Source organism: Nocardia sp. NPDC056564 (genome assembly GCF_042793755.1).
GTDB lineage: Bacteria > Actinomycetota > Actinomycetes > Mycobacteriales > Mycobacteriaceae > Nocardia.
In genome coordinates this window covers 1-16,321 of record NZ_JBHTUR010000006.1, presented here as the reverse complement: position 1 = coordinate 16,321, position 16,321 = coordinate 1, and the positions used below count along the sequence as shown (strand labels likewise).

The window sequence follows — 16,321 nt, the reverse complement described above, 5'->3', positions numbered from 1 at the left end:
CCAGTTCGCCCGTCCGCGTGGTCCGAATGCGGGATAAGCGTTGACCGGCAAGGCGTTCCACTACCCGATCTCGACCACCCTGGCCCAAGCCGGTGGCGCGTCCGGAACGTAATCGGGATCGTCCTCGTTCGGCGACCCGGCCGGTCGACGGAAGAGACCGACCACCGTCCGGCACGTCGGTCGTCGGTCCGGCCAGGGTGTCTGACCATCGGTCAACACCACGAGCACATCGGGTCCGGGCCGGTTTCGCAGCGCCTTCGCGAACCCGGCGCGCAGATCCGTGCCGCCACCGCCCACCAGCGGTATGCCCTCCGCCCGGCACAGCGGGTGCACGACCCCGGCCGCCGCGTCGCACGACAAGACGCTGACCAGGTCGCGCCGCCCACCGACGGCACGGCTGATCGCGGCCACCTCGAGCAACGCCGTGCCGAGTTCGGTGTCACTGACCGACCCCGAGGTATCGATGAGCACGGTGACCCGCGGCGGCGTCCGCCGCAGGCTCGGCAGCACGACGCCGGGCACCCCGGCCGAGCGCCGGGCCGGACGCCCATAGGTGTAGTCCTCGCCGACACCGGGACTGGAGACCGCGGACCGCAGCGCCGAGCCCAGCAGATCGCGCCACGGCTGTGGTGGATGAAAGGTCTCCTTCGCCCACCGCTTCCAGCCCTGGGACGCGTTCCCCGGACGCCCGATGATGCCCTGCGCCACCAGGAATCGGACCGCGTCGCGTTCCTGCGCGCTGAGCCCGTCGGCGCCGTCCGGCCCCAGATCCCATTCCCGGTCCATTCCGTCCGCGCCACTGCCACAGTCGAGCCAGGCCATGCCGTCGGTCAGCGGGCCGAGCCGGAACTGGCGCAGATAGTCCTCCATGAGTTCGCCCGCGTTCAACCGCAACATCGATGGCAGGACAGCGCCCGCCGGCTGGACCAGTCCGTCGCCGAACGCGTCGTCGTTGATCTCGCAGTCCGCGGCGATGTTCATGCGCAGGTGTTCCGCCGGTCCGGTCAGCGCGTGCCGCTCGGCGAATCGCGCACTGCGACCGTGATGGTCGCGCAGCAGGTGCGACACCTCGTGCACCCACACCGCGGCCAGGTCCTCCACCGGCATCCGGTCCACGAACGCCGGCGACACGTAGCACCGCCAGTGCCGATCGACCGCCATCGTCGGTACGGTGCGGGACTCGACGACGGCCAAGGCGAACAGGGCAGTCGCCAGGTAGGGCCGGACCCGGGCGGCGTGCAGCCGGGCGGCGAAGAGTTTGTCGCGATCCAGCGTTTTCGGCGTGGTCATCGGCCTGCCCGCGCGGCGACGCGGCCCGCCGCCTGATCCGCTTCCTGCGCGACCGCTACCACCCCGGCGAGTTCTTCGATCGCCGCCGGAACATCCCAGTCGCCCTGGCGCAGCGTCGCGAGAGTCGTTGCGGGAACGACGATCAGGTCCGGAGCGCCACTCTCGAGGGCCTTGACCAGGATCGCCCATGCGGCGTCCCAGCGCGAACGCTCCGGACGTTTCCGGACCGCCGCCACCACCGCGTCGAGCACCGCTTGGCGCAGATCCCCGCGTTCGGGCAGCACGGCGCAGGCCGGGTCGGCGAGCAGATCCTCCGGGTCCGGCAGATCCATCCGGTCCAGACTGGCCAGCAGTTCGAAGCCGGGCCCGTCGCCGACCGTGCCCCGGGCCAGCAGGGAGAGCACATCGCGGGAAGAGCCCGCCGCCGTGGCGAAGGCGACCAGCCGCAGGGTCATCTCCCAGCTTCGCGGCGACGGCCACGGACCACCCCTGCGCGCCTCGCTGGTGGGGATCTGATGCACCAGCGCGGGCCGCGCGGCGAGCAGGACGCATACCGCGCGGCGCGCGAAAGCCACTGCCTCGGTGAGCTTCTCCGGCGCCAAGCGGGGCAGCGTCGCGTGCGGCCAGGTTCCGCCGAGACCGCGGACGACGACATCGTGCTCGTGTGTCCACTGGAGGTGCACGAACCGGTTGGCCAGCGGCGGGCTCAGCTCCCAGCCGTCGGCCGCCGAGGAGCGCGGGTTGGCCGCCGCGACGATGCGGACGTCCGGCGGCAGTCGCAGGGTGCCGATCCGGCGTTCGAGGACCAGCCGAAGCAGCGCGGCCTGCACGGCGGGCGGCGCGGTGGACAGTTCGTCCAGGAACAGCAGTCCGCGGCCGGCGCGGACGAGCTGCACGGCCCAATCCGGCGGCGCCATCGGGACGCCCTGCACCGCCGGATCGTCTCCGATCACGGGCAGACCCGAAAAGTCGGACGGCTCATGCACACTCGCGATCACGGTGGTCAGCGGGAGGTCCAGGTCGGCGGCGAGCTGGGTGAGGGCGGCGGTCTTTCCGATGCCCGGCTCGCCCCACAGCAGAACCGGTAGGTCGGCGGCCACGGCCAGCGCGAGGGCCGCCAGTTGGTTGTTGGGGCGTGGCTCGGTGGTCGCCTCGCGCAGCAGGGTCAGCAGTTCGCCTGCGATGTCGAGTTGGGCGCGCGGGGCACGGTCAGCGGACGTGCGGACAGCAGTAAGCATGGGTGATCACCTTGGGGTCGAAAGATTGTGGAGTGGGACGAAGCGTCGTCGAGTCAGTGCGCGTGGCGCGGATGGGTGCGGTAGTGGCCGGGACGGACCTTGTCCCGCGCGGGGTGCCGATTCGCTCCGGCGTTCGTGAGACCGGCTTTGAACAGCCCGTACGTGATGCCGCGGCGCACGGCGGCCTCGAGTTCGTCGAGCAAGGCGCCGTGGCGCAGGGACGCGTCGGCGCCGAGCAGCCCGGTCACGACGGCCAGTGCGCCCGCGGTATCGCCGTGATCGAGCCGTTCCCGGACGCCGGTGAGAGCGTCCGGGCGACGGTGTATCGCGTCGATGGCCTGTAGGCAGGGCAGCGGCGTGCCGGTCAGCGCGACCAGCAGTTCCTCTCGGCGCAGTTCGTCCCGGTCGTGGTCGAGCGCGGCCAGCACGCCGTCCACGAGGCCGATCCGGTGTTGTTCGCCTCGGCACTCGATGACGCGTGGGCGGCCGGGCGGGTCCTGGATCCGGGGCGCGTCGCCCGGCGGGTGGTCCGGCACCAGGGCCGCGGCGACCAGCGGGTGCAATTGATCGGCCGTCATCGCGCCGGAACGGAGCAGTTCCAGATCGGGCAGGATCCAGGTCGCCGCATCGGGCAGGACCGGGAGCGCGGAGACCCGGCCGGCCGGGTAATCCGCGGCAATCCGTAGCTCGGGACCGTCCCGATCCAGCACCAACCGATGCCTGCCGCGGAGCCGCACGACGAACGCGGTGGACGTCGAACCCTCAGCGCGGCACAGGATCTCGCCCTCATCCGCCCATCGGTCGACGGCGCAGCCCGCAGGCACCGTCGGCACCGGGCCCGGTGGCGGTCGGCGATCCGCGGCCCCGCACCGGATCGGCAGTTCGTCGGCCCTGCGGGCGTCCCACAGGTGGCGATGCAGATCCAGGCGGAAGCGCCGGTCGGGCCGCGGGTGCGGGTGCGGGCCGGTCGCGGACCCGTCCCACAGCGCGATGCTGATTCGTTGACCGGCATCGGCCCAGGCCGGCGCGGTGCGCACGACCAATTGCACCGGGCGTGGGCCGTCGCGCTCGTAGCGTGCTACCGCGATGGTCAGCCCCGGCCGCAGCAATCCGTCCGGCGCGACCCGCGGCATATGCCAGCGCAGCAGGTCGGGCGCCAGGTGGCGAAGGTCGGCCCGGATTCGGGCGGCGAGTTCGGAGCCGTGCGCACGCGCCACGGCTCGTAGATCGAAATCCACATCGAAACCTGCTGCGGCGCAAGCGCCTGCCCAGTCCCCGACGCGGCGGCGGGCGGTAGCGGTGCGGATCATGTCGGGCGGCACGGCGAATTCGCGCACGCGCGGCCAGAAGGAAAAGCGGGAGCGATCTCCATTCGCGTGGTCAGTGCGCATCAGCACTCACCTTGCACGAATGGGACCCCCAATCTTTGCACAGAATGAGTAGTCATCACGTTGATCATAGAGGCTCCTCCGGATCCCGGCCAACCGAGGTAGGTCAGCCGTAGCGCACAGCAAGAACCGATCGATTCCCCGCAATCCGGCGCATAGTCCACGACCCCGAATTCCCGTGTACTCAGTGGCGGATCACCTCGATCCAGGCATATTGCGCAGGGAGGCAACAGATCTCATCGCCCCGCTGGTCGACGACCTCCCGGCCGGCGTCACCGACACACCGGCCACCCGCATCGAGGTAGCCCTGACCGGGAGCACCCACAGATTTGTCTATCGACTACAGCGACACAGCCCAGCACCTGCGTACGGCCTGGGTGACCGACGTTCTGGCCGGCTACGCGGACGACCATGGCCCCGCCCACGAATATCTGCATGCGAACGGTGAGTGGTCCACGGTCAGCCGTCACGAGTTACTCCGGCGAGTCCGGTCGGCGGCGCACGGATGGCACGCGGCCGGCCTGGCCCCCGGCGACCGGGTGGCGGTCGAGGCGACCGATCCGGAGATCTTCATCCCGGCCTTCCTCGGCGCGCTGTGGAGCGGCGTGGTTCCGGTTCCCTTGCCACCGCGGCCTCCCGCGGCACGTCGCGCCGAGTGGGATGCCTATGTCGCCGCGGCGGCGCATGCCGCACAACCCCGGGCGATCGCGTTGCGGGATGGCACCGAACCACCCACTGCCGGTGCGCATTCGATCGTCCTGGACGACGTGATCGCGGCGACGCCGGACGAGTCGACGCCGTACCGCCCGGGGCCGGACGCGACCGCTTACATCCAGTTCAGCAGTGGCAGTACCGGAATCCCCCGTGGGATCCCGGCCCGGGTGGCATCGATACTCGCCAACGGCCTGGCGATCATGCGTGACGGCCTGCGCAGCGGCTCCGCCATCGACCGAGGCCTGTCCTGGTTACCGCTGCATCATGACATGGGGCTGGTCGGATTCGTGTTGTCCCCCTTACTGGTTGGCGTGCCTGTCTCCTTCGTCCCGACCCGCGCTTTCGTTCGTGATCCCGGGCTGTGGTTGCGCGCAATGTCCGAACGGCGCGCAACCATCAGCTTCGCGCCGAACTTCGCCTTCGCGCTCAGCGCCCGGCGGACCTCGCCCGAGGAGGTCGCCGCACTCGACCTGAAGCAGGTGCGCGTCCTCGGCTGCGGCGCCGAGCCGATCAATCACGCTGTGCTGCAACGATTCCTCGACACCTTCACGCCTGCGGGCCTCGAACCCGAGGCGTTGGCACCGTGTTACGGACTGGCCGAGGCCACCCTGGCGATCACACTCTCGCCGCCGGACCGCCGGTACCTCGTCGACCATGTCCAGGCGGCCGCGTTGTCCGCCGGGCGGGCCGCCCCGACCGAACTGGATCAGGCCGACACCCTTGTGGGGTGCGGCGTACCGCTGCCCGGGCACGAGATCGTGATCCGGGACGCGGCCGGCGCCGCCCTCGACGAGCGTGCGGTCGGGGAAATCTGGGTCCGCGGCCCGTCCGTCGCGCACACATACGTGGGCGATCCGCCCGAAGCGAGCGCGACCTTCACCACCGACGGCTGGCTGCGCACCGGCGACCTCGGCTATCTGGCCGACGGCGAACTGTTCGTCACCGGCCGGGTCAAGGATCTGCTGATCCTGAACGGCCGCAACATCGATCCGCAACGGGTGGAGTGGCTGGCCGAATCCGTTCCGGAAGTGCGGCCGGGTGGCGTCGTGGCGTGTACCCGCCCCGGCCCGCAGTCCGAGGAGTTGGTGATCGTCGCGGAGTCCCGCACCGCCGAGGACCCCGGCCTGATACCCGCCGTGCGCGAAGCGGTCGCCGTCGCCCTCGGCATTCCGGTCCATGACGTGGTCGTCGTGCAGCCCGGCACCGTGCCCAAGACGACCTCGGGCAAGCCGCGCAGGCAGGAAACCCGCCGCCGATACCTGGAAGGAGCCCTGCATGTCCAGCAAGGCTGACATAGCGGTCAGTTACGACCTCGATCCGGAATTCTTCCGGCTCTGGCTCGACCGCCGGATGAACTACACCTGCGCCGTCTTCGACGACACCGACGACCTGGACGCCGCGCAGCTCGCCAAGCTCGACATCCTGTACGACTTCGCCCGGATCACCCCGGAGAGCCGGGTGCTCGACATCGGTTGCGGCTGGGGCAACAACCTCACCTACCTCACGCAGGAGCGCGGGGTCGCGCACGCGCACGGCATCACCCTCTCCGAGGCCCAGTACGCCGACATCGTCCGGCGGGACATGCCGGGAGTGACCGTCTCCTGCTCGGACTTCCGTGACTTCGAACCATCGCACACCTTCGACGCGGTGCAGTCCATCTGCATGATCGAACACGTCTGCACCCCGGCGCAGGCCCGTGCGGGCCAGGCCGTCGCACGCTACCGCGAGTACTTCCGTAAGGCATGGACGTGGACCAGCCCCGGCGCCTACTTCGCGCTACAGACCGGACTGCGCGACCGTATGCCACGCCGCCCCGAGGAGGCGCGCGAGTTGCAGTGGCTCAGCCGGACCATCTTCCCCGGCGGTATGACACCGCGCGCCGAGGACCTCATCGTGGCGGTCAGCCCGTACTGGGAGGTCATGCAGTTGCGCACTCGGCGCGAGGACTACGAGCGGACCACCACTCACTGGCGTGCTCGACTGCGCGCCAACGAAATCGAGATTCGCGACCGCTGGGGCAGCGAACTGTTCGAGACCTACGACCGCTACCTGACCTGCTGTGTCAATTCTTTCGCCCGCAGGCACATGTCGCTGTCCCAGTGGTGCTTGCGCCGGATCGATGATCCGGAATGAGGCACCCCTACCGAACCACCGGCCTTACCTCAGGAAAGAGGAACTTCGATGACCGATGACGAACTGCTGGCCCTGCTCGGACGCGGTCTGCGCCAGCTCAATTCCGCCGCGCATCCGACGCTCACCGCGCAATCCGACCTCCACTCGGCGGGGATCGACTCCCTGCAGCTGCTGGAGCTCGTCACCTGGACCGAGAAGGAGCTCGGCATCCGCCTACCGGACGAAAAGCTCTACGCCGTAACCGAAGTCAGCGGACTGTGCGAGCTCATCTCCGCCGAGCTCGCGAACCGGACCGTCGCATGAACCGCGATCTACGCGAATCCTTCCATCGCGAGTACATGACGTTCTTCGAGCACGCCGAGCGGACGCGCCGGTGGAATCCGTTCACCGACATCGACTGGGACGCCGTCGATAGCGCGCCACCCGATCCGCACCTCGCGACCAACGCCGAGACGTTCTGCGGTGTGGAGATGTTCCTGCCCGACTACCTGCAGACGCATCTGGAGCTGTTCGGCCGCGACTACGCTCAGGCCTGGTTCGCCGCGAACTGGGGGTACGAGGAGTCGAAACACTCATTCGCCCTGCGGGAGTACCTGCTTCGCAGCGGTCAGCGCAGCGCGGAGCAACTGCACGACTATGCCGACACGGTCCTGTCCACACGGTGGGAGCGTCCGTACGCGAGCGCCCGGGAGATGCTGGTCTACGGCATGATTCAGGAACTCACCACCTTCGTGGTCTACCGCTCCCAGCGCACGGTGGCGATCGAGACCGGGCACTCGGTGCTCGCCGACATCTACCGGCTCATCGGCCGCGACGAGATGGCGCACACGAAGTTCTATCAGCACATGGTGGCCCTGCATCTCGATGACGATCGGGACGGAACCCTCGCCGACCTGGCACATGTGCTGCGGACGTTCCGGATGCCCGCCGAACAGCTGCTCCCGGATGCCGAGGCGCGCACCGAACTCATGCGTTCGACCGGTATCGACGGTCGGGTCTACCTTCGCGAGATCGTCGCGCCCACGCTCTCCGCATTGCGCCTGACCCGCCATGACCTGCCCGGGCCGCGGCAAGCGCCGCCGGTAGAGCCGTCAGGTCTCGTCCTGCCCGCCCGATCCGAGGAGTGACCGTGTCCGACTCGCGAGTCATCGACCTGTTCGGCGATCCGCTCTTCGACCCGCACGCCCGATACGAACTGGGTGCCGATGATCTGATGCTGCTGACGGTCGAACGAGCGAAGGTATTGCACGAGAGAGGGTTTGTCGGCAGCGAGGCCTGGTGCGGTGGCAGCAGGCAAGAGCGGTTCCCCGACCTGATCCGCACCATGGGGTGGGTCAGCGCCTTCGATATCTCGCTCGTCTCGACCGTCGGCAACCAGCAGCTGGCGGGCAATGCGCTGCTCGCGCACGGCAATCCGGCGCAGGTGGCGGCGCATCGCGATGAGATCGACCGGATGGAGCGGGTTTACGCGTTCGCGGCCACCGAGATCGGGCGGGGAACCAACCTCATGTCTATCGGGACCGAGGTGCACTACCGGCACGCGGAGCGCTCGCTGTACGTCGTGACGCCCTCGGATGACGCGGCGAAGTACTGGATCGGCAACAGCCTGTTCTCCGCGACGCACGCGATGGTCTTGGCCCGCCTGGTGATCGATGGCGTCGATGAGGGGCACCATTGGTTCCGAGTTCCCTTGCGGGCGACCGAAGGCGCGCAGCCATTCCCCGGTGTGCGTATCCGGCGCGCCGATCCGAAGGGTGGGCTGACCGGGAATCAGACGGGCATGATCCATTTCGATCAGTACCGCATTCCGCCGGACGCGCTGCTGAGCGCCTGGGCCCGGATCGACGACAACGGCAGCTACGTGTGCGAGATCCCCAGGCGTGAGCGCTATTTGCGTTGCCTGGGGACGTTCTCACAGGAACGCATCTTCCCGGTGACCGGAGCTGCCGGGGCGATGCGGCGCTGTGCCGCGATCACCCTTCGGTACAGCACGCATCGAGAGTCTTCCGGCAGAACCCTGCTGAGCTTTCCGCATTACCGCGAACGGCTCATGCCCGTCGTCGCCGAGGCGCTTGCCCTGCACCAGCTGACCGAGCTGCTCATCGAGGAGTGGACGAGCCGGTACCCGTCCGAGCCGATCGCCTTGCACGGGCGGGCGCTCTATGGGCTGACCTCGGGCGCCAAGGCGCACGCCTCCTGGGTGACCAACGCGGCTTTGGTTGTGCTGCGGGAGCTTTGCGGTGGGCACGGGTTCCACAGCTACAACGAGATCGTCACCGCGCGGGTGGACGGGGAGATCAATACGACGTTCGGCGGGGACAACACCGTGCTGTGTTACGAGAGCGTTCGCGTCGCCGCGCGGGGCGCGGACACCGTCTCGCCCACCGTTGCCGCGGTCGGTGAGGACGGGTTGAGCTCGGGTGAGCAAGGTGTCGACCTGCTGGAGGCGTTGGCGGAGCGGCTGTTACGGCGCTGGCAGGCGTCGCAGCGGGGCGCGCTGTGCCGACCGCACGTGCACGCGAGTTGTACCGCCCGGTTGCTGCGTCGCTGGACGAATCATTCCCGCGGCGCGGTCGACGATGACGTCCGGCTGCTGCATGTCGTGAGCTGCCTGCTCGGCTTGTCCGACTATCTGGTGGCGGAGGACCTGATCGACGGCGCGGGGATTCGTGGTCTGCTGGCGCAGCGGGCCGCGCTCAGTGACCGGTGCGCCGACCGGCACGCCGAGGTGCTCGACTTGCTGGACGTGCCCGCGGCGCTGCTCGACGTGCCACTGGCACATCCGGACTACGTCCGTCGCACCGTGACCGCCGCCCGCGAAATCGGTGAATCAGGTTAGCTGGCAACTGTTCTCGGAGAGCACGTTCGCACCCGGCAGCATGACGCGCAGCAGCGCGCCGCCGCGGTCGGAGGTCTCGACCGTGATCGTTCCGCCGTGTCGGGCCACGACCTGTTTGACGATCGCCAATCCCAGCCCGGACCCGGGCATGGACCGCGCGGCCGTGCTTCGATAGAAGCGCTCGAAGACCAGTTCTCGCTCGTCGGGCGGAATTCCGGGACCGGCGTCGTGCACCGCGAGTTCCATCAGGCCGGTGCCGGTTTCCCGCATCGCCACGACTACCTCCGCGCCGTCGGGGCTCCATTTGGCGGCATTGTCGAGCACATTGAGTATCGCTCGCTCCATGTCCGCCTCGTGACCGTAGAGGAACCACGGACGCAGCTCGGCGACGAACGTGATGCCGGTGCGGCGCCGGCGCGCGCGTTCCAGCGCCCGCTCGGCGACCTCGCCGACGTCGACCTGCTCGTAGGCCTCCACGGCGACATCCTCCCGCGCCAGATCGACCAAATCGCTGACCAGCGTAGACATTTCCTCGATCTGCGCCAGCACATCCGTGCGCAGGCCGACCATGTCCTCCTCCGGGATCGCGGGTGCGCCAGGACGATACGAGGCGATCAGCAGTTCCATGTTGGTGCGCAACGAGGTCAACGGTGTGCGCAGTTCGTGCCCGGCGTCGGCGACCAGGCGGCGTTGCCGCGCCCGCGATTCCGCCAGCGCGAGCAGCATCGTGTTGAAACTCTCGGTCAGCCTGCCGAGTTCGTCGTCGCCGGTGACCGGGATCGGGGTCAGCTCGCCGGTCCGCGCGATCCGCTCGGTCGCCGAGGTCAATCGCGCGACCGGGCGCAATCCGGTGCGGCCGACGGCGGCTCCGGCGGCGGCAGCCAAAACCACGCCGCTGCCGCCGATCACGAACATCAGCAACGCCAGCCGATCGAGCACGCTTTGCGTCGGCCGCAGCGACTGCCAAATCACTAGAGTCGTACCGGTTTTCATGCGCTGGGCGAGCACCCGCCGGTTATCTCTGGTGCGCAACGAGAACTCGGCCGCACCGCGCGCCACCGCCGACTCCACCTCGCCGATCGGCACCCGCACCTCACGCGGCAGCGCGACCCACTGGTTGGTACCCGGATATTGCAGCGCGATCGACACGTCACTCGAGTACAGGCTGCCCAGCGTCAGCACGAACCGGAAATCCAGCGCGTCCAGATCGCTGTCGATCATCCCCGTGGCCCGCGCCTGCAACTGCTTGTCCACGTCGGCGTACAACGCCCGAGACACCATCGCGTACGCGGCGATCGCCGCCAACGCGACCGCAACCGCCACCACCGTCGCCGCGAGCAACGTCACCCGCCAGCGCAGCGTCACCGAACTCGTCCCCGCCACCTGCCACAGCTCCCGCGCACCCGCCCGCGGTGACACCCCCGCAACCATCGCCTGCCGCGAACTCGCCGACCCGACGGCCCCGTTCCCCCCACGAACCACCTGAATGCGCATGCCTACAAATCTGGCCCCGCCGACTGAGAGACGACTGAGAGCGTCCCGCTGTTCGGTCAGCGAACCGAACCATCGACGCAGGCGCGACGCGGTGTCAGGCTCGGCGGCGGCGAAGCGGACTCGCGGAACCCAGGCCAGGGGGCATTCGACAGAGGGGCGGACATGGGCATCTACACGTTCACGCTGGAGCAGTTCCATATCGACAACACCCGCTCCCGCAACGACGACACCGATACCGTGCAGTTCGGTCTCGCCGCCGGTCGGCGGTCGTTCGGCTCCCAGTCGCACGACGCGGGCGACGTCGACAACGGTGATCACGGTGTCGGCCTGAGCTTTTCGTCGGTCGTGCTGGCCGACGCGGCTACCCCGGCGGTCATCGATTATCAGATATACAACGGCAACACCGGACATTTCGAAGGTGGCCTGGCGGCGATCAGCGATCGCCTCTCGGGCAGGGCGCTCGACTTTTTCGCCGAGGCGGCACAGCCCGGAAACGAAGTCACCGAACTCAACTATCTCGATGTCGGCCAGACCACACCGGACGACTTCAACGCGGCGGACTTCAACGACGCGTCCTGGTTCGACTTCGTCCGGCTGATCAACATCGGCACCTTCTTCTTCCCCGACTGCGACGGTTTCGTCGCGGTCGGCACGGTCGGCATGAACAAACTGGGCTGGGACCGCGCCATCGACGCCGCGGGCGGCACCACATTCCGGAAAACGATCCGCTACCCGGGCTCGGACTCGAATGCCGGTTGCGGCAGCAACTCCGACTACACGGTCACCTGGTCGGTGACCAGGCAGCGCGCGGTCGGACCGAGCCTGCGCGGGTTCCTGCGCGAGCACGGCCTCGGCGCGGCGGGCGGCTTACGCGCGCTGGGGCCGGACAAACGGATGAGCGTTCGACAACTGATGAGCTGAGGGGACAGGGATGGCCGTCTATCGATTCACGCTGGAGCAGTTCCATATCGACAACACCCGCTCGCGCAACGACGACACCGACACGGTGCAGTTCGGCGTGCGGGCCGGGAATCGGCCGGTAGGGTCGCGATCGTATGACGCGGGCGACGTCGACAACGGTGACCATGGTGTCGGACTGACCTTCACCGCGGCGATCGCCGACCCGGCGACACCCGTCGCGTTCAGCTATCAGATCTACAACGGCGAACTCGGCGAACTGCCGAAAGACCTTGCCGCCGCCAACGATCAGTCGCTCACCACGGCGATCGACGCCATGCGCGGATCCGCCGCCGAGCCCGACGGAGCGGTCGAATACCCCGCGGGCAGCGCACTCGACGGCAGCGGCATCGGCTTCTTGGATTTCTCCTGGCTCAACGTCATAAACGACATCTACCGTCTCGGCCAGTTCCTGTTTCCCAACTGCGACGGCTTCGTCGCCGCGGGCACCGTCGGCAAGAACAAGACAGGCTGGGACCGGGCCATCGATGTCGCGGGCGGGACCACCTACCGACAGACCATCCGCTACCCCGGCTACGACTCGCGCGCCGGCTGCGGCAGCAACTCCGACTACACCGTCACCTGGTCGGTAACCCGCAGCCGGGCCAACGGCCCCAGTCTGCGCGCCTTCCTCCGCGCGAACAACCTCACCCGCACCCCGGGCATCCGCTCACTCGCACCCGGCGAACCGCTGCGACTCCGCCAGCTCATGCACTGAGAACCCTATCGCTGATATCCCGATACCCTTGCGGGTCGTACGAATCACGACGGTAGGGTCTTGACCACCGGTGAAACGGCGGGCGACGGGGAGGATCGCGATGCGGCTGGCATCGAACAAGGCGCAGGCGCCGCGGCACGGTGGGCCGTTGGCACGCTTGGTCGCAACGGTGTTTCTGCTGGCCGCAACGATATTCGCCGGCGCCTGCGCCGCGGAGCCTGCCCGAGAACCCGCGGACCCGGTCGATGCCGTTCAGTGGGAGCGGCTGATCTGGCAGCCGTGTGGCGAGCAGGGGGCGGAGTGCGCCACGCTACGGGTGCCGTTGGATTGGGGTGTGCCGGAAGGGGAACGGATCACGCTCGCGCTTGCTCGCCAACCCGCACGCCGGGCCGAGCAGCGAGTCGGGTCGGTGTTTTTCAATCCGGGTGGCCCGGGCGGCCCGGCGGTGCTGATGGTGCGGGACTATCCCGACCGCTTTCGGGACGAGTTGCGTGATCGGTTCGACCTCATCGGCCTCGACCCGCGGGGCGTCGGCGAAAGCCGTCCGGCCATCACCTGTCCGATCGCACCGACCAGCCCGACGGTGCGCGTGTTCCCCTCCAGCGCTGCGGAATTCGACGCGTTGGCGGCCTACAACCGAGCTGTCGGCGCCGAATGCCTGCGGGCGACCGGTCCGCTGCTCGAGCATGTCGACTCGATCAGCGCGGCCCGCGATCTCGAAGCGGCGCGGCGCGCGCTCGGCGGGGACAAGCTCAACTGGCTCGGCCTGTCCTACGGCACCTTGCTCGGTGCGACGTACGCCCACCTGTACCCGGGCAACATTCGAGCCGCGGTGCTCGACGGACCGGTAGACCACGCGATCTCGGCAGGGCAGTTCTTTCTCGACGAAACCCGCAGCGCCGAAGACAGTTTCGCGGGATTCCTCGACTGGTGCAGAGCCGACCCCGGTTGCGCACTGCACGACCGCGATGCCGCCACCGACTACCGCGGTCTGCTCGACCGAGCCGAACGGCAACCGGTGCCCGCCAGGGACAATCCGGAGGGCCTGACCGCAAGCCAGATCGGCACTGGCGCTTACGGATTGCTGAGCTGGCGCCGGACGTGGCCGCAATTGGCCGAGGCGATCGCCGCCGCGGTGTCGAACACACCGGATGCTTCCGGCTTCGCCGAACCCGGCGGAGCCGACGCCGGCGCCGCGGCCTACCGCACCATCATGTGCCACGACTTTCCCGCCGACGTCCGCGATTTCACCGACCTGGCGGCCCGGATCGACACCGCCCGGCGCGCGGCCCCGCTGACCCGCGCCCACGTCGAGGGCGCGGACGTGCAAGGCGGTTGCATCGGGTGGCCGGTCACGGCCGCCAACCCGCCCTCTCCCGTCGAGGTACGCGGCGCACCGCCGATCATGATCGTCGCGGGCACCCACGATCCGGCGACCCCGCTGCCGTGGGGCGAAGCACTGGCGAGGCGGATCCAGGGATCGTTCCTGGTGACCTGGGACGGCTATGGCCACACCGCCTACCTCAACGACGTCGAGACCACCCGCCGGGAAATCGAGTACCTGATCGATCCGCCTGCGCCACGATGACATTCACCGGCCCGGTCACGAACGACCGAGCCGGTGAATGTGTGGTGGCGGCAATCAGCGAACCGGACTGGTCTGCGATTGCTTGTAGGGCGCGCCGGACAGTTGGGCGGCGGTGGTGAACGACTTCTTCATCTGTGGCCAGAGGGTGCTGTCCACGCAGGTGTAGCGCGGCATGAAGCCACCGCACGTTCCGCCGTTCGGGCCGACCTCGATAGTGAAGCTGGCCAGTCCGAGCGCACCGTGCGCCTGGTCGTCGGTGGTGCCCCAGGTCGAGTAGCCGACGGTCTCCTCATCGGTGCCGACGGTGAAGCCGGCGGGCACGACCTTCTTGATCAAGGCGCGCAACTGTTCCCGGTTCTTCGGCGTCGCGGCGGTCGGAATGATCCCGTATTGCCCGTAGGAATGCAGATCGATCACCACGCCCTTGGCGGTATCCGGGACGTCGGGACTGCCGGCCGGGCGCTGGTTGGTGAACAGCTTCGCGTAAAGGCTTTGAATCGCTTGGGTTTCCGGCTCCGAGGCGGCGCGCGGACCCTGGAAGGTCTGCGAGCAGGGGTTGCGCGAGTCGCCGCCCCAGCGGACGGTGAAGTTGCGGTTCAGGTCGACACCGGGACCGTTGCCGGACCCGTCGACGACCGAGCAGGACGACGGCGTCTGGCTGTTGTCGACGTTCTTGCGCTGCATCTTCGGCCGGTTGCCGCCGCTGGCCACCACGTCGACACCATCCGGGTTGGTCACCGGCACCACCCAGACCTCGGTGTTGTCCAGAATCGACGTCGCCGTGCTGTCGGTGCCGTATCCGTTGGCGAGATAGTCGATCCAGCGCCAGGCGATTTCACCGGTCGCCAGTTCGCGGGCGTGAATCTGCGCGGTCAGCAGGAAACGCGGCTTGGTCGAGGTGGGCGACAGGGCGCAGCCATTCGGCGCGAGCGTCGTTTTCGCCGAGACCTTTTCCTGGTCGGTCGCCTGCTTCGCGATTCCGGTCAGGCAGATGACGTTCATGGTGCTGCCGCCGGAACCCCGGCCGGCCAGCCAGGTTTTGCCGATATCGTGCACCTGCGCGATTCCGGGGTACTTGGCGGCGACGTCGCGGGTATGTTTCAGCATTTCCGCCGAGGTGTGATATCCGCCGTAGTACGACTTGTTCGCCTCCGGGGCGCGCAACTCCCCCGGCGCCGACTTGTATACCGGCTCCCGCTTCGACGGCTTCAGGCCCTTGTCCCGCAGCGCCTGCGCGCCCGCCTCGTCGACCGCGATGGTCACCTTGCCCGGGCCTGCGGGAACCATCTCGATTCCGGCGCCTTCGATGATGTCGCGCTGCGCTTTCGACGGGACCGAGACATCCCAGTAGTACGGGGTGTCATCGGCGGCGTGCGCGATCATCGGTTGCAGCGCAACCGTCGAGAAACCGCCGACGACCACGGCGCTGATACAGGCGAGCAATTTCCGAGATCTGCTCATGGACTTCCCTTGTCTCTCGCGCCACTGGCCGGCAACATATTTCGCGGCGTGGCGTTGTTCGATGCGGGCCATGTCGGCTCCTCCGCAGGGACGGGTGAATTCCCTATGGGCGGAGATTAAGCCTCTCCGTCGGCCCGGTGAAGCCCCAGTCGAAGTGGGGAAAAGGGTTGTCCGCGTTTACCTGTCCAGCGCCGCTTCGAACAGCGGCCAGGAGTTGTGCAGATCCTGTTGCCAGTAGCCCCAGGAATGGGTGCCGGACGGACGGATTTCGAACGTCGCCGGAATGTTCAGCTCCCGGAAGCGGTCCCGGAGCTGCAGCGTGCACCCGCTGGTGATCGCCTCCAGCAGCGCGCCGCTGGTGAGCTGGCCGACGAGTTTGCCTGCGTCGCCACGGGTTTGGTCGAGCGTGTCGAGTGGTCCTGGTTGTCCGGTGCCGGTGCTGATGTAGAGGGTGGTGTGGTGGAGGTCTTGGGCGTGGAGGTAGGGGTCGTTGGCGGCCCA

At 68.4% G+C, this 16,321-nt stretch carries 13 protein-coding genes and 1 pseudogene; 8 read left to right on the top strand and 6 right to left on the bottom strand.

The genetic code is table 11. The features are described 5' to 3' along the window. Positions 1-60 precede the first annotated feature (60 nt). Genes ACFQ9K_RS17235 through ACFQ9K_RS17225 form a run of 3 tightly spaced genes read right to left on the bottom strand, consistent with a single transcriptional unit; the run spans position 61 to position 3,919 of the window. Positions 61-1,290: a VWA-like domain-containing protein gene (locus tag ACFQ9K_RS17235; RefSeq protein WP_378716809.1), complete on the bottom strand. Its 1,230-nt coding sequence runs from the start codon at positions 1,288-1,290 to the stop codon at positions 61-63. Beyond that, positions 1,287-2,528 carry an AAA family ATPase gene (locus tag ACFQ9K_RS17230; protein ID WP_378716807.1) on the bottom strand — a complete coding sequence of 414 codons (1,242 nt, stop codon included), beginning with the start codon at positions 2,526-2,528 and terminating at the stop codon, positions 1,287-1,289. The genes ACFQ9K_RS17235 and ACFQ9K_RS17230 overlap by 4 nt, the downstream gene beginning before the upstream one ends. 53 nt (positions 2,529-2,581) lie before the next feature. After that, positions 2,582-3,919, bottom strand: a complete 1,338-nt coding sequence (locus ACFQ9K_RS17225) for a hypothetical protein (protein ID WP_378716805.1) — start codon at positions 3,917-3,919, stop codon at positions 2,582-2,584. 326 nt (positions 3,920-4,245) lie between these two features. Between ACFQ9K_RS17225 and ACFQ9K_RS17220 the strand changes: the two genes are divergently transcribed. Genes ACFQ9K_RS17220 through ACFQ9K_RS17200 form a run of 5 tightly spaced genes read left to right on the top strand, consistent with a single transcriptional unit; the run spans position 4,246 to position 9,602 of the window. Beyond that, positions 4,246-5,922 (top strand): AMP-binding protein, encoded by a 1,677-nt coding sequence (locus ACFQ9K_RS17220; RefSeq protein ID WP_378716804.1) that lies wholly within the window; start codon positions 4,246-4,248, stop codon positions 5,920-5,922. Further along, entirely contained in the window at positions 5,906-6,763 is an 858-nt protein-coding gene (locus ACFQ9K_RS17215; RefSeq protein WP_378716802.1) for a class I SAM-dependent methyltransferase, read from the top strand. Before ACFQ9K_RS17220 ends, ACFQ9K_RS17215 begins: the two co-directional genes overlap by 17 nt. Before the next feature lie 48 nt (positions 6,764-6,811). Then, on the top strand, positions 6,812-7,066 hold the full coding sequence (locus ACFQ9K_RS17210) for an acyl carrier protein (protein ID WP_378716800.1): 255 nt from the start codon (positions 6,812-6,814) through the stop codon (positions 7,064-7,066). Further along, a complete protein-coding gene (locus ACFQ9K_RS17205; protein ID WP_378716798.1) occupies positions 7,063-7,890 on the top strand; it encodes an acyl-ACP desaturase in 828 nt (275 codons plus the stop codon). The genes ACFQ9K_RS17210 and ACFQ9K_RS17205 overlap by 4 nt, the downstream gene beginning before the upstream one ends. Before the next feature lie 2 nt (positions 7,891-7,892). Then, the gene (locus tag ACFQ9K_RS17200; protein WP_378716797.1) at positions 7,893-9,602 is read left to right on the top strand and encodes an acyl-CoA dehydrogenase family protein; all 1,710 of its coding nucleotides are present in this window, start codon (positions 7,893-7,895) and stop codon (positions 9,600-9,602) included. On the opposite strand, the gene ACFQ9K_RS17195 is transcribed toward ACFQ9K_RS17200, so the two are convergent. After that, the gene (locus ACFQ9K_RS17195) at positions 9,594-11,033 is read right to left on the bottom strand and encodes an ATP-binding protein (RefSeq protein WP_378716894.1); all 1,440 of its coding nucleotides are present in this window, start codon (positions 11,031-11,033) and stop codon (positions 9,594-9,596) included. The two genes, ACFQ9K_RS17200 and ACFQ9K_RS17195, sit on opposite strands and share 9 nt — an antisense overlap. Before the next feature lie 225 nt (positions 11,034-11,258). Here ACFQ9K_RS17195 and ACFQ9K_RS17190 point away from each other — a divergent pair, with 225 nt between their 5' ends. The 3 genes from ACFQ9K_RS17190 to ACFQ9K_RS17180 all read left to right on the top strand — a co-directional run bounded on the left by ACFQ9K_RS17190 (position 11,259) and on the right by ACFQ9K_RS17180 (position 14,359). Beyond that, entirely contained in the window at positions 11,259-12,017 is a 759-nt protein-coding gene (locus ACFQ9K_RS17190; protein WP_378716795.1) for a hypothetical protein, read from the top strand. Positions 12,018-12,027: 10 nt separating this feature from the next. Further along, complete coding sequence (locus tag ACFQ9K_RS17185; protein ID WP_378716793.1) at positions 12,028-12,771, top strand: hypothetical protein; 744 nt, start codon at positions 12,028-12,030, stop codon at positions 12,769-12,771. A 100-nt stretch (positions 12,772-12,871) separates the two neighbouring features. Beyond that, the gene (locus tag ACFQ9K_RS17180; protein ID WP_378716792.1) at positions 12,872-14,359 is read left to right on the top strand and encodes an alpha/beta hydrolase; all 1,488 of its coding nucleotides are present in this window, start codon (positions 12,872-12,874) and stop codon (positions 14,357-14,359) included. Between the two features lie 54 nt (positions 14,360-14,413). On the opposite strand, the gene ACFQ9K_RS17175 is transcribed toward ACFQ9K_RS17180, so the two are convergent. Continuing rightward, positions 14,414-15,820 carry a M14 family zinc carboxypeptidase gene (locus ACFQ9K_RS17175; protein ID WP_378716791.1) on the bottom strand — a complete coding sequence of 469 codons (1,407 nt, stop codon included), beginning with the start codon at positions 15,818-15,820 and terminating at the stop codon, positions 14,414-14,416. Positions 15,821-15,997: 177 nt separating this feature from the next. Next, positions 15,998-16,321, bottom strand: a pseudogene (locus tag ACFQ9K_RS17170) (esterase family protein); the annotation flags it as partial.

What these genes read in the sequence shown, in the direction of transcription:
- ACFQ9K_RS17235 (WP_378716809.1), bottom strand. Translation starts at nt 1,290, where the DNA reads ATGACCACGCCGAAAACGCTGGATCGCGACAAACTCTTCGCCGCCCGG.
- ACFQ9K_RS17230 (WP_378716807.1), bottom strand. Translation starts at nt 2,528, where the DNA reads ATGCTTACTGCTGTCCGCACGTCCGCTGACCGTGCCCCGCGCGCCCAA.
- ACFQ9K_RS17225 (WP_378716805.1), bottom strand. Translation starts at nt 3,919, where the DNA reads ATGCGCACTGACCACGCGAATGGAGATCGCTCCCGCTTTTCCTTCTGG.
- ACFQ9K_RS17215 (WP_378716802.1), top strand. Translation starts at nt 5,906, where the DNA reads ATGTCCAGCAAGGCTGACATAGCGGTCAGTTACGACCTCGATCCGGAA.
- ACFQ9K_RS17210 (WP_378716800.1), top strand. Translation starts at nt 6,812, where the DNA reads ATGACCGATGACGAACTGCTGGCCCTGCTCGGACGCGGTCTGCGCCAG.
- ACFQ9K_RS17205 (WP_378716798.1), top strand. Translation starts at nt 7,063, where the DNA reads ATGAACCGCGATCTACGCGAATCCTTCCATCGCGAGTACATGACGTTC.
- ACFQ9K_RS17195 (WP_378716894.1), bottom strand. Translation starts at nt 11,033, where the DNA reads ATGGTTGCGGGGGTGTCACCGCGGGCGGGTGCGCGGGAGCTGTGGCAG.
- ACFQ9K_RS17190 (WP_378716795.1), top strand. Translation starts at nt 11,259, where the DNA reads ATGGGCATCTACACGTTCACGCTGGAGCAGTTCCATATCGACAACACC.
- ACFQ9K_RS17185 (WP_378716793.1), top strand. Translation starts at nt 12,028, where the DNA reads ATGGCCGTCTATCGATTCACGCTGGAGCAGTTCCATATCGACAACACC.
- ACFQ9K_RS17180 (WP_378716792.1), top strand. Translation starts at nt 12,872, where the DNA reads ATGCGGCTGGCATCGAACAAGGCGCAGGCGCCGCGGCACGGTGGGCCG.
- ACFQ9K_RS17175 (WP_378716791.1), bottom strand. Translation starts at nt 15,820, where the DNA reads ATGAGCAGATCTCGGAAATTGCTCGCCTGTATCAGCGCCGTGGTCGTC.